We start from the raw sequence: 24419 nt of genomic DNA on the forward strand, positions 1-24419 counted from the left end.
CAATGGACGTAACGGGGCTGCTAGCCCTCTCGAAGGAGAGGCAGACGCAGGTCGACGCCGTTTTGGCGCGCTTCTTCACCCTAGCCGAGAGCCGGGCCGCCGCCATGGGTCCGCAGTACGTCCGCCTGTGGGAGGCCCTCGAGACCAGCACGCGCGGCGGCAAGCGATTCCGCCCCGGCATGGTCATGGCCGCCTACCAATCGCTCGGAGGCACGGACACCGAGGCCGCAGCGTACGTCGGTGCAGCCTTCGAGCTGCTCCACACCGCGCTCATCGTGCACGACGATGTCATCGACCACGACTTCGTGCGTCGCGGCGTTCCCAACCTCTCGGGCACCTACCGCGAGGAGGCGATCAACGCCGGTAAGTCGGAGCGTGCCGCCGAGCACAGCGGAATCTCCGCCGCCGTCATCGCCGGGGATCTGGCTCTCTTCAATTCGTACCGCCTCATCGACCGCAGCGGCGTGAGCGGCGAGGTTCGCGCACGCCTGCTGGACGTCATGGATGAAGCGCTCTTCGCGTCGGCCGCAGGCGAGATGATCGACGTGGACTTCGCGTCCGCGCTCGAGGTTCCGCGGGTGGACGACATCCTCACCATGGAACGGCTCAAGACCGCGGTCTACTCCTTCGAGTGCCCGCTCCAGGCCGGGGCCATCCTCGCGGGCGCGAGCGACGAGGTCGTCGCGACCCTCGGTGACTTCGGCCGCGAGATCGGCATCGCGTACCAGATCGTCGACGACCTGCTCGGCGTCTTCGGGGCCGAGGCCGAGACAGGCAAGACCACGACCGGCGACCTGCGTGAGGGCAAGCGCACCGTGCTCATCGCCTACGCGGCCAGCACGCGCGAGTGGGCCGAGGTCGAGCACCTCTTCGGCACCGAGGGACTGACCGACGCCGAGGCTGAGCTCCTCCGCACGGCGCTCAGCGACTGCGGCGCTCGCTCGTTCACCGAGGGACTCGCGCGCTACTACGCGAACCGTGCACTCGCTCGCCTCGCCGAGCCGCACATCACGCCAGCCCTCCGCACGGAACTCCACCCGGTGGCCGATGCCGTTCTCGGGCGGGTGAAGTGAGCTCTCGACTGGCCCTGTATGACCGCGTGGCCGAGGAGGTCGCGAGCGTCGTCATCCGCAAGTACTCGACATCCTTCGGATTGGCCTCGCGCTTGCTCGGCCCCGAGGTTCGTCAGCACGTCGAGAACATCTACGCCCTCGTGCGTGTCGCCGACGAGGTCGTCGACGGCCCCGCTACGGAGGCCGGACTCGACACGGTCGGCGCCGGCCGCGCGCTCAACGAACTTGAGCGCGAGACCGAGCACGCCATGGACTCCGGCTTCAGCGCCAACCTCGTTGTGCACGCCTTCGCGCTCACCGCACGCGAGGTCGGATTCGGCAGCGAACTCACGGCCCCCTTCTTCGACTCCATGCGCGCTGACCTCAGCGAGAAGGTGCACGACCAGTCGAGCTTCGAGCGCTACGTCTACGGCTCGGCCGAAGTCGTCGGCCTGATGTGCCTCGCCGCCTTCCTCAAAGACCAGGGCTTTGACGAGGAGAAGACGGAGCGGATGCAACGGGGTGCACGAGCACTCGGTGCGGCGTTCCAGAAGGTCAACTTCCTCCGCGACCTCGGTACCGACTTCGATGCACTCGGTCGCAGCTACTTTCCGGGCATCCGTGTCGATTCGTTCACCGAGGCCGAGAAGCATCGCCTTCTCGATGACATCGACGACGATCTCGCGGTCTCGGCCGCAGTGGTGCCGCAACTGCCCGCGTCGAGCCGACGGGCCGTGGCCCTCGCCCAGTCGCTCTTCGCCGAACTCTCGGTGAGGCTCCGCGCCACACCCGCCGACCAACTCGTGCGCGCCCGCGTGCGGGTACCCAACCCGGTCAAGGCGCGACTCGCGCTCGTGGCCAGCCTCGGGGGAATGCCGAAACCATGAGCACCGTCATCGTCATCGGCGGGGGCATCGCGGGACTCGCCAGCGCTGCACTCCTCGCCCGCGAGGGCCACGAGGTCACGCTGCTCGAGAAGGGCGCCGACGTGGGTGGTCGTGCCGGCAACTGGGAGCACGAGGGCTTCCGCTTCGACACCGGCCCATCGTGGTACCTCATGCCCGAGGTGTTCGACCACTTCTACAAGCTGCTCGGCACGAGCGCCGAGGAGCAGCTCAGTCTGGTAACCCTCGATCCCGGTTACCGGGTCTACTTCGAGGGCGTCGATGAGCCCCTGGACATCTCGACCGAGGTGCAGGACAACCTGGAGCTGTTCGAGAGCATCGAGAAGGGCGCGGGAAACCGGCTTGCCACCTACCTCGACTCGGCACGCGAGACGTACGACCTCGCGAAGAAGCGGTTCCTCTACACGACGTTCGCCGACTTCCGGCCGCTGCTGCGCAAGGACGTGCTGTCACGCACGGGTCGCTTCCTGCGCCTGCTCATCCAGCCGCTGTCGTCGTTCGTGGGCGGCAAGTTCCGTGACCGCAGGCTTCGCCAGGTGCTCGGCTACCCCGCCGTGTTCCTGGGCTCGTCGCCGTATCTCACGCCGAGCATGTACCACCTCATGAGCCACCTGGACCTGCAGGACGGCGTGCTCTACCCGATGGGCGGCTTCACGCGCGTTATCGAGAGCATCGCGGACCTCGCCGAGGCCGAGGGTGTCACGATCATCACGAGTGCTCCGGTCACGCGCATCGTTGTCGAGAACGGTCGTACCACCGGCGTCGAGTACTCCGACGGTGACGAGACGACCTTCCTCGCCGCAGACATCGTGGTCTCCGCCGCCGACCTCCACCACTCCGAGACGGAGCTCCTCGCCCCCGAGCACCAGAGCTACCCCCAGGAGTACTGGGATGCCGCGACCGCCGGCCCCGGCGCACTCCTCCTGTACCTCGGCGTCAAGGGGTCCCTCCCCGAGCTGGAACACCACACCCTGCTGTTCACGCGCGAGTGGGAGAAGGGGTTCTCCGCGATCTTCGGTGATGAGCCGAGCGTTCCGAACCCGGCATCCCTCTACATCTGCAAGCCGAGTGGCGTGGATCCGGATGTCGCGCCCGAGGGCTTCGAGAACCTCTTCGTTCTCGTGCCGGTGCCAGCGGACCCCGGCATCGGCCGAGGCGGCGAGGACCGCGCGGGCGACGCGGATCTCGAGGCCACGGCGGATCGAGTGATTGCGCAGATTGCGGAGTGGACGGGCATCCCCGACCTCGCGGACCGCATCACCGTGCGCCGCACCGCGGGTCCGGGCGACTTCGAGCACGACCTCAACGCCTGGCGTGGCACGGCCCTCGGGCCGGCACACACCCTCAAGCAGAGCGCGTTCTTCCGCGCGGGCAACGTGTCGAAGAAGGTCAAGGGGCTCTACTACGCGGGGGGCTCGAGCATCCCGGGTATCGGCCTGCCGATGTGTCTCATCAGCGCCGAGATCCTCGTCAAGCGATTGCGCGGCGACACGTCCACCGAGCCCATGAGTGAGCCCCTCATCCCGTCGATCACGCCCGCCGGTTCGACGCTGGTGCCGTAGTGGGTCTGCTGTACCTGGCTGCGCTGGCGATCGCCCTCACGGGCATGGTCATGCTCGACCGGCGGTTCCGGCTGTTCTTTTGGTCGAACCCGGGCAGGGCCGCGATCGTGCTCGTCGTGGGCGTGCTGTTTTTCCTCGCGTGGGATCTCGCAGGCGTGGGTCTTGGTGTGTTCTTCCGCGGCGAGACCGACTTCATGACGGGTGTGCAGGTGGCGCCGGAGGTGCCGCTCGAGGAGGTCTTCTTTCTCACGCTGCTCTGCTACCTCACGATGAACGTGTACACCTTCGCGGCGTCGCGGTTGCGGTCCCCCCGTTCCCTGAGGAGCGGCGGAGCCGCGTCTCGAAGGGCGGCCCCATGACCTACTGGCTCCTCAACGCGATCTTCCTCGCGCCCGTGCTCGTCCTCGGCATCCTCGCCGCCCGCCGCCTGCGCTGGCCAGCGCTCGGGATCACCGCCGCGGTGCTGCTCGTCATGACGGCCGTGTTCGACAACATCATGATCTCGGTCGGGCTCGTCGACTACGCGCCGGACCTGATCAGTGGCGCGTTCATCGGCGTGGCCCCGCTCGAGGATTTCGCGTACGCGCTCGCTGCCATCGTGGGGCTTCCGTCGCTGTGGGTACTGCTCGGTCGCAAGGCCTCCTCTGCCAGCAAGGAGGATCACGGTGCTTAGGGCCTTGTTCGTGTCATCCCGCCCGCTGAGCTGGGTGAACACCGCCTTCCCGTTCGCGGTTGCCTACCTGCTCACGACCCGCGAGGTCGACCTCACGTTCGTGCTGGGGACGATCTTCTTCCTCATCCCGTACAACCTCGCGATGTACGGCATCAACGATGTCTTCGACTACGAGTCCGACCTGCGCAACCCGCGCAAGGGCGGGGTGGAGGGCGCGCTCCTCGATCCGCGGATGCACCGACCGACGATCATCGCAGCGGTCGTGACATCCGTTCCCTTCGTCGTCTACCTCGTCGCGGTCGGAAACCCGCTCTCCTGGCTCGTGCTCGCGGTCAGTCTCTTCGCCGTGGTCGCATACTCGGCCAAGGGACTGCGCTTCAAGGAGCGGCCGTTCCTCGATTCCCTCACCTCGAGCACACACTTCGTGTCGCCGGCGCTCTACGGTCTCGTGCTCGCGGGCGCGACGTTCACGCCGCAGCTGTGGGCGGTGCTCGCGGCGTTCTTCCTGTGGGGGATCGGATCGCACGCGTTCGGTGCCGTTCAGGACATCGTTGCCGACCGCGAGGCGGACATCTCGTCCATCGCGACGGTCATTGGGGGTCGCGCCACCGTGCGCTTCGCGATCGCGGCCTACGCGCTCGGCGGAGTGCTCCTGCTCTTCAGCGCGTGGCCGGGCCCGCTCGCGGCGATCCTCGTCGTGCCGTACATCCTCATGTGCGCGCCCTACTGGAACGTGACGGATGCCGCGGCCGAGACCGCGAACCGAGGCTGGCGGCGCTTCCTCCTGCTGAACTTCATCACCGGGTTCCTGGTGACGATGCTGCTCATCTGGTTCGCGCTGCTCCCCTAAGCGAGCGCACCACCTCCCCTGGATCCACCTCTTTTCCGGAGGTTTCAGGCCAGGCTCCGCTCAGTTGGGTAACCACTGTGACTGAGGCCCACATCCTCCGGAGAAACGGATGAAACGCTAGTCGTTCCATCCGAGGTTGCGCGCCACACGTTCGAGCACGGCGACGGTCTGCTCGTACTCCTCGGCGCTGACGCCCTCGGTCGCGAGGGTCCGCTGCGCCGCGACCACCTCGGAGAGCTTGTCGAGGGCGATGCGTCCGCGCTCGGTGAGTTCGTAGCCGGTGGGTGTGGCGTCCACCCAGGCGCTGTCGATGAGTTCGGTGAGGTGCTCCGCGGCGGAGTCGCCCGGACCAACGAGGAACGGCGCGACCGCGGCATCCAGTTGCTCAACCGTGGACGGCTCCTGTGCGAGCACGTTCATCAGTTGCCACTGGCGCCGGGTCACGCCGTGTTCCTCAAGAGTCGAGGCGAACTGCTCGTCGATCATGCGGTCAACGAGCTTGAGCCAGAATCCGATCGGTCGAGGGTTGGTGTCCATGGCTTGAGGTTACGCTCACGCCTTGTCGGACGGGAGGTCCTTGGACCCCTCGTGGTGGTCGTGGTCGAAGTCGGGGCCGAAGCCGCGCCCGCGGAATCCACGCGGGCCGAACCCGTGACCGCGGTGTCCACGGCCCTCGTAGCCGTGCTGACCGCACTCCGAGACGGAGTGCGGCGCTGGCGTCGCGGCAAAGCCCAGAAATGGGCTTTGCTCCTGAGCTCCAGCGCGCCATCCAAGGTTGCGAGCCATCTTCTCGAGAGTTGCCATGGTGGTGGCGTAGTCCTCGTCGGAGACGCCGTCGCGAGCCTTGTCGGCGAGCGAGTCGCGGAACGCGCGACGCTGTTCGCGGCCGAGCTGGTGCTTGCGGTACTCGATCGCCCGCAGCCAGAAGCCGGGGCGCTGTGTCTTGTCGGTGTTGGTCTTTTCAGTGTTGGTGTTCATGGGAACTGCCTTTCGTGGTTTACATGTCATATGACAATAAATGTAAGATTACATACATGGGTCAGGAGAGTCAAGCGGATGCCGTTCGCCAGATCGAGGAGGCGTTGCTCACGCTCCGCCTGGGCGCTGGCCGTGGTGGCCCGCGCCCGCCGTGGGGGGATGGTCCGCCGCCGTGGGCTGGAGGCCACGGGCCCGGGCCGCTCGGCGCACGCCGACGGCACGACCACGAACCGCACGCACGCGGGATGCACGGGGGAGCGCGCATCCGTCTACTCGAGTTCCTCGCCGGGTCGTCAAGCGGAGTGGGTATCTCGGAGATCGCCGAAGCGGTCGAGGTCGATCAGCCCCGGGCATCCCGCCTCGTCGCGGACGGCGCGGCCCGCGGCTTCGTCACCCGCTCCGTCGACCCGGGCGATGCGCGCAAGAGCGTCGTGACCATCACGGATGCCGGCCGCCAGATGCTCGACACGGTGCGAGCCGGCCGCACCTCCGCGGTCACCGACGCCCTCAGCGGATTCACGCCAGACGAGACCGCCCTGTTCGCGGAGCTGCTGTCACGCTTCGCCGCGGCCTGGCCGCGACCTGGTCGCTAGAACTTCGGCACCCTCACGAACACCATGAGGATCGCGCCGACGAGCAGCACGAGCGCGATGCCGAGAACACCGAAGATCGTCGCGCCGAAGATCACGATGAACGACGCCCACAGCGCGGGCGAGAGGAAGCTCGCGACTCGGCCGGTCGTCGCGTAGAGGCCGAAGATCTCACCCTGGCGACCCTCGGGGGTCACGCGGGCGAGCAGCGAGCGGCTCGCAGCCTGCGCCGGGCCCACGAACGCGGAGAGCGTCAGGCCGCCGATCCAGAACACGACCGTGCCCGTGTCGTGCAGGGCGAAGACCAGCACGGCCATGATGACGAGACCGAACAGCGCGAAGAGGATGACCGCCTTCGGGCCGAAACGGTCGTCTATGCGGCCGGCGAAGATCGTGGAGATGCCCGCCACGAGGTTGGCGGCGATGCCGAAGAGGATGACCTCGTTGTCCGTGAAGCCGAACGCGACCGCGGCGAGGATGCCACCGAAGGCGAACACCCCGGCGAGGCCATCGCGGTAGATCGCGCTCGCGAGCAGGAACCAGAAGGTCGGACGGGACTCCGGGTTCTTGTAGAGTGCGGCGACATCGCGCACGAGCAGCGCGTAGCTGCGGAAGAACCCGACCTTGGACGCCTCACCGCCCGTCGCGGGCGCCTCCGGCACGTTGAAGAAGAGGGGCAGCGAGAAGATCACAGTCCACACCGCCGCGCCCACCGCGATGAGTCGGTAGGCGAGTCCGCCCGAAGTGTCGAGGCCGAACCACTCGAACGTGTTCAGCAGCACGACGATCACGAGCGCGACGATGCCGCCGATGTAGCCGAGACCCCAGCCGAGACCGCTGACCTTGCCGATGGTCTTGCGGGTCGAGACCTGCACGAGCATGGCGTTGTAGTTGACGCCCGCGATCTCGGAGACCACCGCACCGAGCGCGAGGATGATCGCGCCGTACCAGAAGTACGCGGGGTCGGCGAAGACGAAGAAGAGGGCGAACTGCAGGATGGCCAGCAGTGCGGTGAACAGGAGCAGGAGGCGCTTCTTGCGGCCGCTGGCATCCGCCCGCTGTCCGAGAACTGGCGCCAGCAGAAGGATCAGGATGCCCGCTGCCGTGGTCGCCCATCCGTAGCCCGACGACAACTGCGCAAGTGCCGCCTCCCGGGTGGCATTCCCCTCGGGGAGGGACGCGATGTCGGCGGGAAGGAACGAGTCCGACACGAGGTACAGCGAGGCGAAGACGAAGGTCAGGATGACCGAGTTGAACGGCTGGGTGGCCCAGTCCCACAACGCCCACGACACGACCCGCTTGCGGGGAACGACTTTGTTCTCGATATCCAGCCCCACCACACCCACGGCGAGCGTGTTGGCGGCGACCGGAATCTTCTTGTCCGTCATGGTCACACGCTAGTGCCCACGGGTGTCCTGGCGGTGAACTTTCACCTTGAGTCGCATCGGCTCAACTTCGACTTGACAGAAGTTATCCACAGGACCAGACTTGATACATCACGACTCATGTTTCGACGCAATCGTTTCGAGTCAGTGAGCCGACCACGAAGAAACACCAGCAACAAGGAGACAAGAGCATATGGCTCGAGCAGTAGGTATCGACCTCGGAACCACCAACTCGGTGGTTGCCGTTCTCGAGGGTGGAGAGCCCACCGTCATCGCCAACGCTGAAGGCTTCCGCACGACCCCCTCGGTCGTGGCCTTCACCAAGGACGGGGAGGTGCTCGTCGGTGAGACCGCGAAGCGCCAGGCCGTCACCAACGTCGACCGCACCATCGCCTCCGTCAAGCGCCACATGGGTACTGACTGGAAGCAGGATGTCGACGGCAAGAAGTACACCCCGCAGGAGATCTCGGCACGTATCCTCGCCAAGCTCAAGCGCGACGCCGAGCAGTACCTCGGTGAGCCGGTGACGGATGCCGTCATCACCGTTCCCGCGTACTTCAACGACGCCGAGCGCCAGGCCACCAAGGAGGCCGGTGAGATCGCGGGCCTCAACGTGCTCCGCATCATCAACGAGCCCACCGCGGCCGCACTCGCCTACGGCCTCGACAAGGGCAAGGAGGACGAGCTCATCCTCGTCTTCGACCTCGGTGGTGGCACGTTCGACGTCTCCCTCCTCGAGGTGGGCAAGGACGACGACTTCTCGACGATCCAGGTTCGCTCGACCGCCGGTGACAACCGCCTCGGTGGAGACGACTGGGACCAGCGCGTCGTCGACTACCTGATCAAGCGCTTCAAGGAGACCACGGGAGTGGATGTCTCGGGAGACAAGATCGCGAAGCAGCGCCTCAAGGAGGCCGCGGAGCAGGCGAAGAAGGAGCTGTCGTCGCAGACGAGCACCACCATCCAGCTGCCCTACCTCTCCCTCACGGAGAACGGCCCCGCCAACCTCGACGAGACGCTCACCCGCGCCAAGTTCGAGGAGCTGACCGCTGACCTGCTCGCTCGTCTGGAGAAGCCGTTCAACGACGTCATCAAGGAGGCCGGTGTCAAGGTCGGCGACGTCGCACACGTCGTCCTCGTCGGTGGTTCCACGCGTATGCCGGCCGTCGTCGAGCTCGTCAAGAAGCTCACGGGTGGCAAGGAGCCCAACAAGGGCGTCAACCCTGACGAGGTCGTCGCCGTCGGCGCCGCGCTCCAGGCTGGCGTGCTGAAGGGCGAGCGCAAGGACGTTCTGCTCATCGACGTGACCCCCCTGAGCCTCGGTATCGAGACCAAGGGCGGCATCATGACGAAGCTCATCGAGCGCAACACGGCCATCCCGACCAAGCGCAGCGAGACCTTCACCACGGCAGACGACAACCAGCCGTCCGTCGCGATCCAGGTCTTCCAGGGCGAGCGTGAGTTCACCCGCGACAACAAGAACCTCGGCACGTTCGAGCTCACGGGCATCGCACCCGCGCCCCGTGGCATCCCGCAGATCGAGGTCACGTTCGACATCGACGCCAACGGCATCGTGCACGTGTCCGCGAAGGACAAGGGCACCGGCAAGGAGCAGTCGATGACCATCACCGGCGGCAGCTCGCTGTCGAAGGAGGACATCGAGCGCATGGTGCGCGAGGGCGAGGAGCACGCTGCTGAGGACAAGGCCCGCCGTGAGGCAGCCGAGACCCGCAACACGGCAGAGCAGCTCGCCTACTCGACCGACAAGCTCATCGCCGACAACGCCGACAAGCTGCCCGACGACGTCAAGTCCGAGGTCCAGGCGGATGTCGACGCACTCAAGACCGCGCTCGCCGGAGACGACGACGCAGCCGTGAAGACCGCGTTCGACAAGCTGACCGAGAGCCAGCAGAAGCTCGGCGAGGCGATCTACAACGCGCCCGAGGCGCAGCCGACCGAGGCCGAGGAGCCCGCAGCCGCAGCATCCAGCGATGAGGACATCGTGGACGCCGAGGTCGTGGACGACGAGGACGACAAGGACTCTTCGACAGGCTCAGGGCAGGCAAAGTAAGTGGCTGACGACATCACCCCAGAGGACGACAACGCAGCGGAGCCCGTCATCCGCGACAAGCGTCGCATCGACCCGGAGACGGGCGATGTCCGCGAGCCGAAGGCTGACGAGCAGGACGAGTCGGATGCCACGGCTGAGGGAGCGGACGACGACTCCGCTCCCTCGGCTGAGGCCGACGCCGAACCGCTGAGCGCGGAGGACCAGGCTCTCCTCGATGAGGCCGAGCGCGACCTCGTCGCGGACATGCGCAACGACATGCTGCGTGCGCAGGCCGAGCTCGTGAACTTCCGCACCAGGGTCGAACGCGACCGCGCCGCGAACCGTGAGGCGGTCATCGCCGAGGTGCTGCGTTCGCTCCTGCCGGCGATCGACGATCTTGCTCGCGCCGAGGCGCACGGCGACCTCGTCGAGGGCAGCCCGCTCGCGATCGTTGCCCAGAAGCTCCGTACCTCGTTCGAGAAGTACGGACTCAAGACGGTGGGGGAGAAGGGCGAAGCCTTCGACCCCGCGTTCCATGAGGCCGTCGTGCAGATCCCGACCCCCGGTGTGACCGAGAACACGATCGCGGACGTGATCGAGCAGGGCTACGCGCTCGGCGACCGCCTCGTGCGGCCCGCCAAGGTCGCGGTCGCGGTTCCCGCCGAGTAAGGCACGTCAGTGGCAAGCCAGGATTGGTTCGACAAGGACTTCTACGCGGTACTCGGGGTGTCCAAGGACATCAGCGAGGCCGAGCTCAAGAAGGTCTACCGCAAGCTCGCACGCCAGTACCACCCGGACTCCAACCCGGGGGACGCCAAGGCAGAGGCGAAGTTCAAGGAGATCAGTGAGGCGCACTCCGTGCTCTCCGATCCCGAGATGCGCCGCGAGTACGACCAGATCCGCGCCATGGGTTCCGGCGCTCGCTTCACGGCGGGCGACCAGCCGGGCGGGTTCGAGGACGTCTTCGGCGGCATGTTCGGCCAGCGTGGTGGCGCCCAGAGCGCGAGCTTCGAGGATCTCCTCGGTGGCATGTTCGGTGGTCAGGCCGGGTTCCGTACCGGCCCAACCCCGGGCAGGGACATCACGGCGGCAACGACGCTCGATTTCGTCACCGCCATCCGCGGCGAGACGATCAAGTTGCAGGCGGCCGGGGGCAACCCCATCACCGTCAAGATTCCCGCCGGAGTGGCCGATGGCCAGAAGATCAAGCTCAAGGGCAAGGGTGAACCAAGCCCGAACGGCGGCCCGGCGGGCGACCTCGTGCTCACGGTCGCGGTGCGCAAGCACCCCGTCTTCGAGCGCGACGGCCTCAACCTCCGCGTGGTCGTTCCCGTCACCTTCACGGAGGCGGCTCTAGGCGCCACGATCGAGGTCCCCACCCTCGGGGGCGACCCCGTGAAGCTCCGGGTTGCGCCCGGAACGCCGAGCGGTCGCATCCTTCGGGTGAAGGGTCGCGGCGTGACATCAGCGCGCGGCACCGGCGACCTGCTCGCCGAAGTCGAGATCGCTGTACCTTCACGCGTGCCGGATGATGCGGCCGAACTCCTGCGAGCATTCGACGAGGCCATGCCGAAGGAGAACCCGCGCGCCGAGCTGATCCAGAAGGCCAAGGTCTGATGGATCTCGATACGCCGGTCTTCGCTATCGCGGCTGCCGCAGAGTTGGCGGGCATGCACCCGCAGACTCTGCGGCAGTACGACCGGCTCGGCCTCGTGAGCCCCACCCGCACGGCCGGCCAGTCGCGTCGGTACTCGATGCGAGATGTCGCGCAACTCCGCGAGATCGCGGCTCTCTCGGCCGAGGGCCTCAACCTCGAGGGCATCCGCCGCATCCTCGAGCTGGAGAACCAGGTCAGCGCACTGAGCGAGCGAGTGCGTGAGCTCGAGCACGCCCTCGCCGAGGAACTGCTTTCGCGCCCCGGCCGCCGCGTCTTCGCTGCGGGTTCCGCCGGGGACGTCGTGTCGCTGCGGGCCGGATCCCGCGCCGAGAAGGCCAACCAGGTGGTCGTGTGGCGACCCCTGCGTCGTAGCTGACCCCCACGCATCCCGAATACAGGAGATCCCCGTGTACCTGTCCCCTCACGCGCATGCCTGAGCGGGAGCATCCCAAATCTCCTGCATTGGGGATTGAGGTGCTGGAGAGTCTCCGCCGCTGGCCCGACATCGAGGCGCCGAACCTAGTCGCCGTGGATGCCACGGACCGCCTGCTCCTCGACAAGGCGGCCGAGGACATACGCGCCAACCCCGACGGCGTTCTCGTCGTCGACGACAACTACGGTGCACTCACGCTCGGGGCAATCGCGCTGGGTGCTCGGGGCGTGCTCGTGCATCAGGACTCGATCGTGGGCGAGCGCGCCCTCGCCGCGAATGCTGGCGGGCTCGCTGACTACCGACATGAGGACCTCGATGACCGTGACTCGCTCGCTGGCGTGCGGGTCGTGCTCTGGCAACTTCCGCGAAGCCTCGACCGCGTCGCGGACGTCGCCTGGGCGCTCGCAGGGGGCGTTTCGCCGGACGCAACCGTGTATGCCGGTGGGCGCATCAAACACATGACTCTCCGCATAAACGAGGTGCTGAAGCAGCACTTCGCAAGTCTTGACGTGCTCCCGGCGAGGCAGAAGTCGCGGGCTCTGCGGGTCGCGAACCCCATACCCAGCGCGCGGTCGAACGAGAGTCGTGGCATCCATACCGATCTCGGCATACAGCTCCACGGCGCCCCGGGTGTCTTCGCGGGCGGTCTGCTCGACATCGGCGCGCGGGCGATGCTGGAGGTGCTCGACGAGGTAGCGCCTGCCGCTACCAGCGCCGTCGACCTGGGCTGCGGCTCGGGCATCCTCGCGATCACCCTCGCCCAAGCCCGACCGCACCTGCACATCACCGCAACGGATGTCTCGGCAGCAGCAGTGCGCGCCACCGAGCAGAACGTCGCTCTCAACGGCGTCACCACGATCACGGCGCTGCAGGACGACGCGGGCTCCAGCATCCCGGATGCGAGCGTCGACCTCGTGCTGCTCAACCCGCCCTTCCATACGGGATCGACGGTGCACACGGGCATCGCGTCGAAGCTCTTCGCGGCTGCGGCCCGCATCCTCAAGCCCGGCGGCGAGCTCTGGACGGTCTACAACTCGCATCTCGGGTACCGCGCCGAACTCGCGCGCGCGGTCGGGCCGACGCGTGAGGTGTCGCGCAACCGCAAGTTCACCGTGACAGCGTCGACGCGCCGCTAGGCAGAGCCTCTAAACCCAGCGCTCCGCCCGGTAGTCCGCGAGCACCCGACGCATCGTGCCGGAAGCTCCGCGCACGACGACGCTCTCGGTACGGATGATCGCGCCACGGTGCCGCACTCCCGCGACGAGCGGCCCGTCGGTGACACCCGTCGCGACGAAGAACGTGTTGTTGCCCTTCACGAGCTCGTCGGCTTCGTAGTGGGTATCGAAACGGAGGCCAGCCGCCTCCCCGCGTGCTCGTTCGTCGTCGTCCCGCGCGACGAGCCTGCCCTGGATGAGTCCACCGAGCGCCTTGACCGCGCACGCGGTGGCGACCCCCTCCGGGCTGCCGCCGGTGCCGACGCAGAGATCGAGCTCACCCTCGAGACTCGCGGCAGCGATTCCACCACCGACGTCGCCGTCGAGGAGGAGTCGGGTCCCCGCACCCGCGGCGCGGATCTCCTCGATGAGGACCTGGTGCCGTGGCCGGTCGAGTACCCCAACCGCGAGTTCCCCGACCCGTTTGCCGAGAACGGATGCCAGGGCTCGGAGGTTTTCACCGATGGGGTTCCTGATATCGACTACCCCGATCGCCTCCGGCCCGGCGACGATCTTCTCCATGTAGAACACGCTCGACGCGTCGAGCATCGTGCCCCGATCGGATGCCGCGATCATTGAGATCGCGCCGGGCCTCCCGGCCGCCGTCAGCGACGTGCCGTCGATCGGGTCGACAGCGATGTCGCACTCCGGCCCAGACCCGAGCCCGACAACCTCGCCGTTGAACAGCATCGGGGCCTGGTCCTTCTCGCCCTCTCCGATCACGACGGTGCCCCGGAACGCGACGGTGCCGAGGAACGCGCGCATGGCGTCGACCGCCGCACCGTCGGCCGCATTCTTGTCACCGAGCCCGACGAACGAACTCGCCCGGATGGCGGCCGCCTCCGTTGCGCGTACGAGCTCGAGCGCGAGGTTGCGATCGGGGATCGCTGCGGCGTTCACGCGACGGCGCGCTGGAGCGAGGCCGCCTCGACGCCGAGCCGAGTCTCGAGCCGGCGCCTCAGGTCGGCCAGCTGCGCCCTGACCTCCGCGGGCAGACGCTCCCCGAACCCGTCGAGGAACCGTTCCGTGTCGTCTGCCTCGTCGAGGAGCGAGTTCACGTCCAGGTCGAACAGGGCCTCCCAGTCCCGGGCGGAGACACCCGCAGCGAGGTGGTCGATCGTGTTCGGAGTCGGCACGAGGCCGACGGGGGTGTCCGCGGCTCCGATCTCTCCCGTGATGCGCTGGATGATCCAGGTGAGCACGCGACCGTTCTCGCCGAAGCCCGGCCAGAGGAACGAGCCATCCGACCCCTTGCGGAACCAGTTCACCTGGAAGATCGCGGGCGCCTCGGCACCGAGGCTCTCGCCGAGCTCGAGCCAGTGCCCGAAGTAGTCGGCCATGTTGTACCCGCAGAACGGGAGCATCGCGAAGGGGTCCCGGCGCAGTTCGCCCACCGTGCCCTCGGCGGCGGCGGTGCGCTCGGAGGCGATCGTCGCCCCGAGGAAGACCCCGTGCTGCCAGTCGCGCGCCTGCGCGACGAGCGGAACGTTGGATGCCCGGCGCCCGCCGAACAGGATCGCGTCGAGTGGCACGCCCGCCGGGTCGTCCCAGTCTGGCGCGATCGAGGGGCACTGCGATGCCGGAACGGTGAACCGCGCGTTGGGGTGGGCTGCGGGTCCGGCCGCGGGGTTCCACGGCCTACCCTGCCAGTCGGTGAGGCCCTTCGGTGCGGTGTCGGTGAGTCCTTCCCACCAGACGTCGCCGTCCTCGCGGAGGGCCACATTGGTGAAGATCGTGTTGCCCCAGATGGTGTCGACAGCGGTCGGATTCGTCGCGGGGCCGGTGCCCGGGGCAACGCCGAAGAAGCCGGCTTCCGGGTTGATCGCGCGGAGACGCCCGTCGTCCCCGCGAGCGATCCACGTGATGTCGTCGCCAAGCGTCTCGACCGTCCATCCGGGGATGGTCGACCGTAGCATCGCGAAGTTGGTCTTGCCGCACGCGCTCGGGAAGGCCGCGGCGATGTGGAAACGGCGACCGCCCGGGTCGGTGACCCTGATGAGGAGCATGTGCTCGGCGAGCCAGCCCTCGTCGCGCGCCATGACCGACGCGATGCGCAGGGCGAAGGACTTCTTCGCGAGGATGGCGTTGCCTCCGTAGGCCGATCCGAACGACCAGATCTCCCGCGACTCGGGGAAGTGGGCGATGTACTTGGTGGGATTGCTCGGCCACGCGACATCCTGCTGCCCCGGCTCGAGGGGCGCACCGACCGAGTGGAGCGCCGGCACCCAGCTGTCGCCTGCGGCGATACGGCTGAGCACGTCGTCTCCCACGCGCGTCATGATGGACATGCTCGCGACGACGTAGGGGGAGTCGGTGAGCTGCACGCCGATGCGGGAGAGCGGTCCGCCGACCGGACCCATCGAGAAGGGCACGACGTAGAGAGTGCGGCCGCGCATAGCGCCGCGGAACAGCTCGGTCATCTCCGCCTTCAACTCGGTGGGCTCCCGCCAGTTGTTTGTCGGGCCGGCATCGGCCTCGTTCTTGGAGCAGACGAACGTGCGGCTCTCGACGCGAGCAACGTCGTCGGGGTCACTGCGCGCGAGAAAGCTGTACGGGCGGTGCTCTGGGTTGAGCTGGGTGAGCTGGCCAGAGTCGACCATGGCCCGCAGGAGGCCGTTGAGCTGGGCGCGGGAGCCATCAACCCAGACGATGCCGTCGGGCTGGAGCAATTCGGTCTGCTCCTCGACCCAGGCCTCAAGGGTTCTCGGGAGTGTTGTCGTCATCGTTCGTCCTCCGTAAAGAATGTGCTTACTTAGACTCTGGAGCGCGAACGTTCAGTGTGAGCGAATGAAATGCTGGAAAGTTAAGCCATATTTGACATATCGTGGACGAATGGCGGATCTGACAACCCTCGGCCAGCGACTCAGGCACTACCGCACGGCCGCGGGCATGACGTTGGGCGAACTGGGGGACGCGGTGGGTGTCTCACCCAGCCAGCTCTCCTTGCACGAGAACGGCAGGCGGGAACCGCGGCTCTCACTTCTCTCCGACATCGCTGATCACCTCGGTGTGCCGCTCAGCCAATTCCTCGACGAGACGCCGCCCTCCGAGCGCGCCGCCCTCGAGATCGAGCTCGAGCGCGCGCAGTCGAGCCATGTCTACGCCGAGCTCGGGCTCCCCGCTCTGCGCCCTGGCCGGAGCATGCCGGACGAGGTGCTGTCGGTACTGGTCGGGATGCATCGTGAGCTTGATCGACGATCGCGCGAGGCCATCGCCACCCCCGAGGAGGCGCGGCGTGCCAACACGGAGCTGCGCATTCGCATGCGGGAACGCAACAACTACCTGCCAGAGCTGGAGGACCTCGCGGAGCGGGTCGTCGCGGAGGCCGGCCACACCACGGGGGCGCTCACCCATCGATCGGTCGCGCGGATCGCGGCATCCCTCGGCTTCGAGATCGTGCACGTCGGCGACCTGCCGCACTCAGCCCGATCGGTGACCGACCTGGAGAACGGCAGGATCTACCTGCCGCCGGCGTCGATCCCGGGCGGACACGGTCTTCGCTCGATGGCGCTCCAAGCCGTTGCGCACCGTCTGCTCGGTCACACGGCGCCGCGCGACTACGCCGAGTTCCTCCAGCAGCGGCTGGAGATCAACTACTTCGCTGCGGCGTGCCTCATGCCCCAGGGGGAGTCGGTGCGGTTCCTCACGCAGGCCAAGGCCGACAAGGACATCGCGCTCGAGGACTTCCGGGATGCCTTCGGCGTCACCCACGAGGCGGCAGCGCTGCGGTTCACCAACCTCGCGACCGCCCACCTCGGCATGACCGTGCACTTCCTCCGGGTCGGGGGAGACGGATCGATCAGCAAGGCTTACGAGAACGACGGTCTGCGCTTTCCCGTCGACGTGCAGGGAGGCGTCGAGGGCCAGATCGTCTGCCGACGCTGGAGTGCCCGCCGCGCCTTCACGCGCACCAACCGCACCACCGAGTTCTACCAGTACACCGACACCCCGGAGGGCACGTTCTTCGAGTCGACGCAGACCGGCACGAGCGCCACGGACGAGTTCTCGATCACGATCGGGGTGCCGTTCGATGCATCCAAGTGGTTCCGCGGTCGCGAGGTGACCCGGCGCGAGCACTCCAAGTGCCCGGATGCCTCGTGCTGCAAGCGTCCGCCGGCCGATCTCGAGGCGCGCTGGTCCGGCCGTGCCTGGACGAGCGCCAAGGTGCACGCCCACATCTTCTCGCCGTTGCCCTCCGGTACCTACCCCGGGGTGGACGATCGGGAGCTCTTCGAGTTCCTCGACGCGCACAACGCGGGGGACTAGGGCACTAGCATCCGACCCCCTGCGAGGAGTAAACTTGAGTCGAACCAACTCAAGTTTTAGAAAGGCACGCCCAGATGGCGAACATGCAGGGTGCCCCTGGCACCGACGAGGAGCAGAAGACTGCCCTCGAGCAGTACGGCGTGAACCTCACCGACATCGCCCGCAGCGGCAAGCTCGACCCGGTCATCGGGCGGGACGCTGAGATCCGCCGGGTCAGTCAGGTGCTCACGCGCCGAACCAAGAACAACCCCGTGCTCATCGGGGAGCCCGGCGTCGGCAAGACGGCCGTGGTCGAAGGCCTCGCCCAGCGCATCGTCGCGGGTGACGTCGCCGACTCCCTCAAAGACAAGACCCTCATCGCGCTCGACCTCGCGGCGCTCGTCGCGGGCGCCAAGTACCGCGGTGAGTTCGAGGAGCGGCTGAAGGCCGTTCTCAAGGAGATCAACGACTCCGACGGCCAGGTGATCACGTTCATCGACGAGCTCCACACCCTTATGGGTGCTGGTGGCGGTGAGGGTTCGGTGGCGGCAGCCAACATGCTCAAGCCCATGCTCGCCCGCGGTGAGCTGCGTCTCATCGGAGCGACCACGCTCGACGAGTACCGCCAGTACATCGAGAAGGACGCCGCGCTGGAGCGCCGCTTCCAGCAGGTGTTCGTGGGTGAGCCCTCCGTCGAGGACACAGTCGCGATCCTCCGTGGTCTCAAGGAGCGTTACGAAGCCCACCACAAGGTCGCGATCGCGGACTCGGCTCTCGTGGCCGCCGCCACGCTCAGCAACCGTTACATCTCCGGACGCAAGCTGCCCGACAAGGCCATCGACCTCATCGACGAGGCCGCGTCGCGGCTCAAGATGGAGATCGACTCGTCGCCCGTCGAGATCGACCAGCTCAAGCGCGCGGTGGATCGGCTTCGGATCGAGGAGCTCGCACTCAAGAAGGAGAAGGACGAGGCATCCAAGGCCCGTCTCGAGAAGCTGCGCGAGGATCTCGCCGCCCGCGGCAAGGAGCTCGACGCGCTCGAGGCGCGGTGGAAGACCGAGAAGGCGTCGCTCACGGGAGTGGGCGACCTGAAGACGCAGCTCAACGATGCCCGCATTCAGCTCGACCGCGCCATGCGCGAGGGCGACTATCAGAAGGCGTCCAAGCTCAACTACGAGACCATCCCGCGCATCGAGGAGGCCCTCGCGGCGGCGGAGCAGAACGAGCCGACCGGCCCGCGCATGGTCAACGACCAGGTGACCGAGGAGGACATCGCCGCCGTCGTCGCCGCGTGGACAGGCGTTCCCGTCGACAAGCTCACCCAGGGCGAGACCGAGAAGCTCCTCCACCTCGAGGCAGAGCTCGGCAAGCGACTGATCGGACAGAAGGATGCCGTGGCCGCCGTGTCCGAAGCGGTGCGCCGCACACGTGCCGGCATCTCCGACCCCGACCGTCCGACGGGCTCGTTCCTGTTCCTCGGGCCCACCGGTGTGGGCAAGACAGAACTCGCCAAGGCGCTCGCGGAGTACCTGTTCGACGATGAGAAGGCCCTCGTGCGCATCGACATGAGCGAGTACGGGGAGAAGTTCTCCGTGTCGCGGCTCGTCGGCGCCCCTCCCGGCTATGTCGGTTACGAGCAGGGTGGCCAGCTCACGGAGGCAGTGCGGCGTCGGCCGTACTCGGTGATCCTCCTGGACGAGGTGGAGAAGGCGCATCCCGAGGTCTTCGACGTGCTGCTGCAGGTTCTCGACGACGGCCGCCTGACCGATGGGCAGGGGCGTACGGTCGACTTCCGCAACGTCATCCTGATCCTGACGTCGAACCTCGGCAGCCAGTTCATCACCGACCAGTCGCTGCCGTGGGAGCAGCGCAAGGAAGCGGTGAACGAGCTCGTGCGCCAGGCGTTCAAGCCGGAGTTCGTCAACCGTCTGGACGACATCGTGGTGTTCTCGCCGCTGTCGACCGACGACCTCTCGCAGATCGTCGAGCTGTACATCGACCGGCTGTCGCGTCGACTGGCGGACCGCCGTCTCGAGCTCGCGGTAACCCCCGATGCCCGTTACTGGCTGGCCGAGCGCGGCTACGACCCGATCTACGGTGCGCGCCCGCTTCGGCGGCTCATGCAGCGCGAGATCGACGACCGACTCGCGAAGGCGCTGCTCTCGGGCGAGATCCGCGACGGCGAGACGGTCTACGTGACGGTCGCCGACGGTGGAGACGGCCTCTCCGTCACGCGTCTGGGGGAGTAACGGCAGCGGGCTGGTTCTGCGCGGTGCCGCGCGGGTCGCCGCGCGCCTAGTTGCTCGTAGTCTGCCAATCAGCGCGCTGTTTGAGGAGCACACCGCGAGAAGCTGCGGTATTGGCGAGAGGCGTGCATATGTGCGCGAAGGATGTCAATCAGCGCGCTCTTTGGGATTAGGCGAGACTTCAGCGAGCGGGTGTGCGCGACGCAGCCACCACTGCCGCGATGCGCTCCGGGCCCGTCGGGTCCTGGAGTGACGTCGTGTCGCCGAGCGGGCGACCGTCGACGATGTCGCGCAGCAGGCGTCGCATGATCTTGCCCGAGCGGGTCTTCGGCAGGTCCTGCACGATGTGGATGTCCCGTGGCTTGGCGATCGGCCCGATGGCGGCGGCCACGTGGGCGCGCAGTTCCTGCGCGAGGTCGTCGGTCGCGGCATCCGTTGCGGCGAGCACGAAGGCCACGATCGCCTCTCCCGTGGTCGCGTCGTCGGCTCCCGTCACTCCGGCCTCGCCCACCAGCGGGTGGGCGACCAGCGCCGACTCGATCTCGATGGTCGACAGACGGTGGCCGGAGACATTGATCACGTCGTCGACGCGTCCGAGCAGCCAGATGTCGCCGTCGGCGTCGGCCTTCGCGCCGTCGCCGGAGAAGAAGTATCCGCGGTCGGCGAAGCGCGCCCAGTACGAGTCGAGGTAGCGCTGGGGGTTGCCCCACACCGTGCGCGCCATGGAGGGCCATGTGCCCTCGATCACGAGGTAGCCGCCAGCGCCCGGCGGTACCGGCTCGCCCGCGTCATCCACCACGAGTGTCTTCAGGCCGGGCAGCGCTCGAGTCGCCGAGCCCGGCTTGATCGTGGTCCAGGCGGGGATGGGCGCCATGATCGCGGCGCCCGTCTCGGACTGCCACCAGGTGTCGATGACGGGTGCGGTGCCGGCACCGAACTGCTCGCGGAACCACACCCACGCCGCGGGGTTGATCGACTCACCGACCGACCCGAGCAGGCGAATGCTCGAGAGGTCGAACCCCGACGGCAGCCCCTCGGGGAACCACGTCATGAACGTCCGCACGAGCGTGGGCGCCGTGTAGTACGTCGTGACGCCGTAGCGTTCGATGATCTCGAGGTGTCGGGTGCGCGACGGGGTGTCCGGCGTGCCCTCGTAGATCACCTGCGTGGTTGCGTTCGACAGCGGCCCGTACAGCTCGTAGGTGTGCGCCGTGACCCACGCGAGGTCGGCGGTGCACCAGTGCACGTCATTGTCCTTCGCGTCGAAGGCAGCCCAGTGCGTCCAGCTCGCCTGCGTGAGGTAGCCGCCGGAGGTGTGCACGAGGCCCTTCGGCTTACCCGTGGTGCCCGAGGTGTAGATGATGAAGAGCGGGGTCTCGGCGGGGAACGACTCGGCCTCGTGATGCGAAGGCTGCGAGTCCACGATGTCGTGCCACCAGACGTCGCGTCCCTCGGTGATGTCGACCTGGAGGCCAGTGCGGTTGACCACGAGAACGTGCTCGACATGGTCGAGGCCCTCGACCGCGGCATCCGCGTTCTGCTTCACGGGCACGGCCTTGCCCCGGCGGAACTGCCCGTCACTCGTGACCACGAGCTTCGCCCCCGTGTCCTCGACGCGGAATCGCAGCGCCTCGGCCGAGAACCCACCGAAGACGAGCGAATGGATGGCACCGATGCGGGCCACCGCGAGCGTGATGATCACGGTCTCAGGGATCACTGGCAGATAGATGACGACGCGGTCACCCTTCGTCACGCCGAGTGCTTCCAGCGCGTTGGCGGCCTTCGACACCTCGCGCTGCAGCTCGGCGAAGGTGATCGCCCGGCGGTCGCCCGGCTCGCCCTCGAAGTAGTACGCGACCTTGTCGCCGAGGCCGGCATCGACGTGCCGATCGACGCAGTTCACCGCGACGTTGAGGGTGCCATCCGAGAACCACTCGGCGACGGGCGGCTGCAGGCCGTCGGGTCCGGCGGCGGGCTCCCACGTGTGCGCGACGGTCCAGGGGGTGTCCCACTTCAGTCGCCCGGCCGCCTCCTCCCAGAACGCGACGGGGTCGGCGGCGGCGCGCTCCCAAGCATCGGCGGCCACGTTCGAGTCGATCGCGAAGTGCGCGGGCGGCGGGAACGAGCGGGTCTCGACGAGCAGTTCATTGAAGGGCGCGGATGTCACGACTCAACGCTATGCGACGGGCCCGCGGCATCCCGAAGCAGTTGTCACTCGCCGAAACATCACCGCGCGATCACAAATGCAGGAGTGGGGGCGCTCAAGCGCGCCTCTTCGGGTTGCCGCCGCTGTCGGTCGTGCCGATCTCCTGTATTTGGGATCATGCCGGTCGTCGCGGCACGGGCGAGCGTGCGCGTAGCCTGAACCCATGCTCGCCACCGTCATCCACGCCCCGCACGACATCCGCAGCGAAGAGGTCCCGGACCCCGCGCTCCTCAAGCCCACCGATGCCATCGTGCGCGTGAGCGCCGCGTGCGTCTGCGGCTCCGACCTGTGGCCCTACCGCGGGGTCACGCCCACGACCAAGCCGCGCCGCATCGGCCACGAGTTCGTCGGAATCGTCGAGCAGATCGGCGACGAGGTCACGACGATCAAGGTCGGCGACTTCGTCATCGCGCCGTTCTACTGGTGCGACATGACGTGCATCAACTGCCGCAATGGCGTGAGCACGAGCTGCCTCCACGGTGGCTGGTGGGGCGCACCGGACCGCAACGGTGACTTCGTCGACGGCGCCCAGGGCGAGGTCGTGCGCGTGCCGCTCGCCGACGGGACCCTCGTCGCAACGCCGGGGATGCCCGCCCCCGAGCTCATTCCGAGCCTCCTGACCCTCGCCGACGTCATGGGCACCGGCCACCACGCCGCAGTCTCGGCAGGCGTCACCGCGGGCAGCACCGTGGTTGTCGTCGGGGATGGCGCGGTCGGGCTCTGTGCGGTACTCGCCGCGAAGCGGCTCGGGGCATCCCGCGTGGTCGCGATGTCGCGTCACGCTGACCGCCAGGAGATCGCGCGCGAGTTCGGCGCCGACGACATCATCGAGGAGCGCGGGGCCGAGGGCATCAAGCGCGTGAAGGAGATGTTCGATGGCATCGGGCCCGACTGCGTGCTCGAGTGCGTCGGCACGAAGGAGTCGATGGACCAGGCGCTGAAGTCGGCGCGCCCCGGCGGCATGGTCGGCTTCGTCGGCGTGCCGAACGGCGGACCGGAGCTGCCTATCCAGACGATGTTCGGCACCAACGTCGGGGTCAATGGCGGCGTGGCATCCGTGCGCAACTACATCGACGAGCTGCTGCCCGAGGTGCTCTCGGGAGCCATCAACCCGGGTCGCGTCTTCGACCTCGAGCTGCCGCTGAGCGAGGCAGCCGAGGCCTACGCCGCCATGGACGAGCGCCGCGCTACGAAGGTGCTGCTGCGCCCGTAGTCCAACCGCTCCCTGAGGAGCGACCGAAGGTCGCGTCTCGAAGGGTCACCCGCGTGGTGCACTTCGAGACGGTGCTGCGCACCTCCTCAGCGAGCGAGTTGGTCTGCGATCGCTGCCACGAAGGTGTCGATGTCGGCCTCGGTCGTGTCCCACGCGGTCATCCAGCGCACCTCTCCGGTGGCGGGGTTCCAGTCGTAGAACCGGAAACTCTCGCGCAGCTTGTCGGCGACCCCGGGCGGCAGTGTTGCGAACACGGCGTTGGCCTGGGTTGGTTGCGTGAAGCCGAGCGAACTTCCGTTGATCGAGCCCGTCGAGATCGCATCCTCGAGCGCCGACCGCAGCCGCGCCGCCATCGCGTTCGCGTGCGACGCCGACCGCAGCCACAGGTCGCCTTCGAGCAGCGCGATGAGCTGCGCCGACACGAACCGCATCTTCGATGCGAGCTGCATGTTGAGCTTGCGCAGGTACACGAGGCCGTCGGATGCTGCGGGGTTCAGCACCACGATGGCCTCCCCGAACACGAGCCCGTTCTTGGTCCCCCCGAAGCTGAGGACATCAACGCCAGCCTCGGACGTGAACTCCGCGAACCCCGTCCCGAGCGCCGCCGCAGCGTTCGACACGCGTGCACCGTCCATATGCAGCAGCATCCCGCGCTCGTGCGCGTAGTCCGCGATCGCACGCACCTCGTCGACCGTGTACAGCGTGCCGAGCTCGGTCGTCTGCGTGATGCTCACGGCGAGGGGCTGCGCGCGGTGTTCGTCGCCCCAGCCCCACGCCTCGGTGCCGATGAGCTCGGGCGTGAGCTTGCCGTCGGGGGTGTCAACCGTGAGCAGCTTGAGACCGGATACCCGCTCGGGCGCCGCGTTCTCATCGGTGTGGATGTGCGCGGTCGACGTCGCGACCACCGCGCCCCACCGAGGGAGCATGCTCGTGAGGGCTGTCACGTTGGCGCCCGTGCCATTGAACACCGGCCACGCCTCAGCCTGGTCGCCGAAGTGACCGCGCACGACCTCCTGCAGCCGCGCCGTGTAGACGTCCTCGCCGTAGGCGATCTGGTGGCCTTCGTTCGCATCCGCAAGTGCGGCGAGAACCTCGGGGTGCGCGCCGGCGTAGTTGTCGCTCGCGAAACCGCGGTAGGAGGGGTCGTGCAGTCTCGTCAT

Annotated in this window: 22 protein-coding genes; 15 read left to right on the forward strand and 7 right to left on the reverse strand. The window is 67.6% G+C overall.

Features of this window, described 5'->3' with window-relative positions:
• Positions 1–2: 2 nt before the first annotated feature.
• From HDC94_RS02735 to HDC94_RS02760, 6 genes are read left to right on the forward strand one after another with little or no spacing between them, the layout of a single operon-like run.
• Positions 3–1073 carry a polyprenyl synthetase family protein gene (locus HDC94_RS02735; protein WP_179494649.1) on the forward strand — a complete coding sequence of 357 codons (1071 nt, stop codon included), beginning with the start codon at positions 3–5 and terminating at the stop codon, positions 1071–1073.
• Entirely contained in the window at positions 1070–1939 is an 870-nt protein-coding gene (locus tag HDC94_RS02740; protein WP_179494651.1) for a squalene/phytoene synthase family protein, read from the forward strand. The genes HDC94_RS02735 and HDC94_RS02740 overlap by 4 nt, the downstream gene beginning before the upstream one ends.
• Positions 1936–3519 carry a phytoene desaturase family protein gene (gene crtI, locus HDC94_RS02745; RefSeq protein WP_179494653.1) on the forward strand — a complete coding sequence of 528 codons (1584 nt, stop codon included), beginning with the start codon at positions 1936–1938 and terminating at the stop codon, positions 3517–3519. Before HDC94_RS02740 ends, crtI begins: the two co-directional genes overlap by 4 nt.
• Positions 3519–3878, forward strand: a complete 360-nt coding sequence (locus tag HDC94_RS02750; RefSeq protein ID WP_179494655.1) for a lycopene cyclase domain-containing protein — start codon at positions 3519–3521, stop codon at positions 3876–3878. Before crtI ends, HDC94_RS02750 begins: the two co-directional genes overlap by 1 nt.
• Entirely contained in the window at positions 3875–4192 is a 318-nt protein-coding gene (locus HDC94_RS02755; protein ID WP_179494657.1) for a lycopene cyclase domain-containing protein, read from the forward strand. Before HDC94_RS02750 ends, HDC94_RS02755 begins: the two co-directional genes overlap by 4 nt.
• On the forward strand, positions 4185–5042 hold the full coding sequence (locus HDC94_RS02760) for a prenyltransferase (RefSeq protein WP_179494659.1): 858 nt from the start codon (positions 4185–4187) through the stop codon (positions 5040–5042). The genes HDC94_RS02755 and HDC94_RS02760 overlap by 8 nt, the downstream gene beginning before the upstream one ends.
• Before the next feature lie 117 nt (positions 5043–5159).
• On the opposite strand, the gene HDC94_RS02765 is transcribed toward HDC94_RS02760, so the two are convergent.
• The gene (locus HDC94_RS02765) at positions 5160–5579 is read right to left on the reverse strand and encodes a MarR family winged helix-turn-helix transcriptional regulator (protein WP_179494661.1); all 420 of its coding nucleotides are present in this window, start codon (positions 5577–5579) and stop codon (positions 5160–5162) included.
• A gap of 15 nt (positions 5580–5594) precedes the next feature.
• Positions 5595–6020 (reverse strand): hypothetical protein, encoded by a 426-nt coding sequence (locus HDC94_RS02770; protein ID WP_179494663.1) that lies wholly within the window; start codon positions 6018–6020, stop codon positions 5595–5597.
• A gap of 56 nt (positions 6021–6076) precedes the next feature.
• On the opposite strand from HDC94_RS02770, the gene HDC94_RS02775 reads away from it, so the two are divergent.
• Positions 6077–6613, forward strand: a complete 537-nt coding sequence (locus HDC94_RS02775; RefSeq protein WP_179494665.1) for a MarR family winged helix-turn-helix transcriptional regulator — start codon at positions 6077–6079, stop codon at positions 6611–6613.
• Here the strand turns inward: HDC94_RS02775 and HDC94_RS02780 are convergent.
• Positions 6610–7998: an MFS transporter gene (locus HDC94_RS02780; protein ID WP_179494667.1), complete on the reverse strand. Its 1389-nt coding sequence runs from the start codon at positions 7996–7998 to the stop codon at positions 6610–6612. The genes HDC94_RS02775 and HDC94_RS02780 overlap by 4 nt on opposite strands.
• A gap of 190 nt (positions 7999–8188) precedes the next feature.
• Here HDC94_RS02780 and dnaK point away from each other — a divergent pair, with 190 nt between their 5' ends.
• The 5 genes from dnaK to HDC94_RS02805 all read left to right on the forward strand — a co-directional run bounded on the left by dnaK (position 8189) and on the right by HDC94_RS02805 (position 13271).
• On the forward strand, positions 8189–10066 hold the full coding sequence (gene dnaK, locus HDC94_RS02785) for a molecular chaperone DnaK (protein ID WP_179494668.1): 1878 nt from the start codon (positions 8189–8191) through the stop codon (positions 10064–10066).
• Positions 10067–10714, forward strand: a complete 648-nt coding sequence (locus HDC94_RS02790) for a nucleotide exchange factor GrpE (protein WP_308495609.1) — start codon at positions 10067–10069, stop codon at positions 10712–10714.
• A gap of 9 nt (positions 10715–10723) precedes the next feature.
• On the forward strand, positions 10724–11662 hold the full coding sequence (locus HDC94_RS02795) for a DnaJ C-terminal domain-containing protein (RefSeq protein ID WP_179494670.1): 939 nt from the start codon (positions 10724–10726) through the stop codon (positions 11660–11662).
• Complete coding sequence (locus tag HDC94_RS02800) at positions 11662–12078, forward strand: heat shock protein transcriptional repressor HspR (RefSeq protein WP_179494672.1); 417 nt, start codon at positions 11662–11664, stop codon at positions 12076–12078. The genes HDC94_RS02795 and HDC94_RS02800 overlap by 1 nt, the downstream gene beginning before the upstream one ends.
• Positions 12079–12176: 98 nt before the next feature.
• Positions 12177–13271, forward strand: a complete 1095-nt coding sequence (locus tag HDC94_RS02805) for a methyltransferase (RefSeq protein ID WP_308495610.1) — start codon at positions 12177–12179, stop codon at positions 13269–13271.
• A 9-nt stretch (positions 13272–13280) separates the two neighbouring features.
• On the opposite strand, the gene glpX is transcribed toward HDC94_RS02805, so the two are convergent.
• Together glpX and HDC94_RS02815 are read right to left on the reverse strand one after the other, a co-directional pair.
• Positions 13281–14249 (reverse strand): class II fructose-bisphosphatase, encoded by a 969-nt coding sequence (glpX, locus tag HDC94_RS02810; protein WP_179494676.1) that lies wholly within the window; start codon positions 14247–14249, stop codon positions 13281–13283.
• Positions 14246–16072, reverse strand: a complete 1827-nt coding sequence (locus HDC94_RS02815; protein WP_179494678.1) for a phosphoenolpyruvate carboxykinase (GTP) — start codon at positions 16070–16072, stop codon at positions 14246–14248. Before HDC94_RS02815 ends, glpX begins: the two co-directional genes overlap by 4 nt.
• A 109-nt stretch (positions 16073–16181) precedes the next feature.
• On the opposite strand from HDC94_RS02815, the gene HDC94_RS02820 reads away from it, so the two are divergent.
• Both HDC94_RS02820 and HDC94_RS02825 read left to right on the forward strand, forming a co-directional pair.
• Complete coding sequence (locus HDC94_RS02820) at positions 16182–17615, forward strand: helix-turn-helix transcriptional regulator (RefSeq protein WP_179494680.1); 1434 nt, start codon at positions 16182–16184, stop codon at positions 17613–17615.
• Positions 17616–17689: 74 nt separating this feature from the next.
• Positions 17690–19843, forward strand: coding sequence for an ATP-dependent Clp protease ATP-binding subunit (locus HDC94_RS02825; protein WP_179494682.1), 2154 nt, complete (start codon positions 17690–17692; stop codon positions 19841–19843).
• A 178-nt stretch (positions 19844–20021) separates the two neighbouring features.
• Here the strand turns inward: HDC94_RS02825 and acs are convergent, their stop codons facing one another.
• The gene (gene acs, locus HDC94_RS02830) at positions 20022–22007 is read right to left on the reverse strand and encodes an acetate--CoA ligase (RefSeq protein ID WP_179494684.1); all 1986 of its coding nucleotides are present in this window, start codon (positions 22005–22007) and stop codon (positions 20022–20024) included.
• A 202-nt stretch (positions 22008–22209) separates the two neighbouring features.
• Between acs and HDC94_RS02835 the strand changes: the two genes are divergently transcribed.
• A complete protein-coding gene (locus HDC94_RS02835; protein WP_179494686.1) occupies positions 22210–23259 on the forward strand; it encodes a zinc-dependent alcohol dehydrogenase family protein in 1050 nt (349 codons plus the stop codon).
• An 86-nt stretch (positions 23260–23345) separates the two neighbouring features.
• Here HDC94_RS02835 and HDC94_RS02840 read toward each other — a convergent pair whose 3' ends face one another.
• Complete coding sequence (locus tag HDC94_RS02840) at positions 23346–24419, reverse strand: low specificity L-threonine aldolase (protein ID WP_179494688.1); 1074 nt, start codon at positions 24417–24419, stop codon at positions 23346–23348.

It is taken from the genome of Leifsonia sp. AK011, assembly GCF_013410945.1.
Classification (GTDB): Bacteria; Actinomycetota; Actinomycetes; order Actinomycetales; family Microbacteriaceae; genus Rhodoglobus.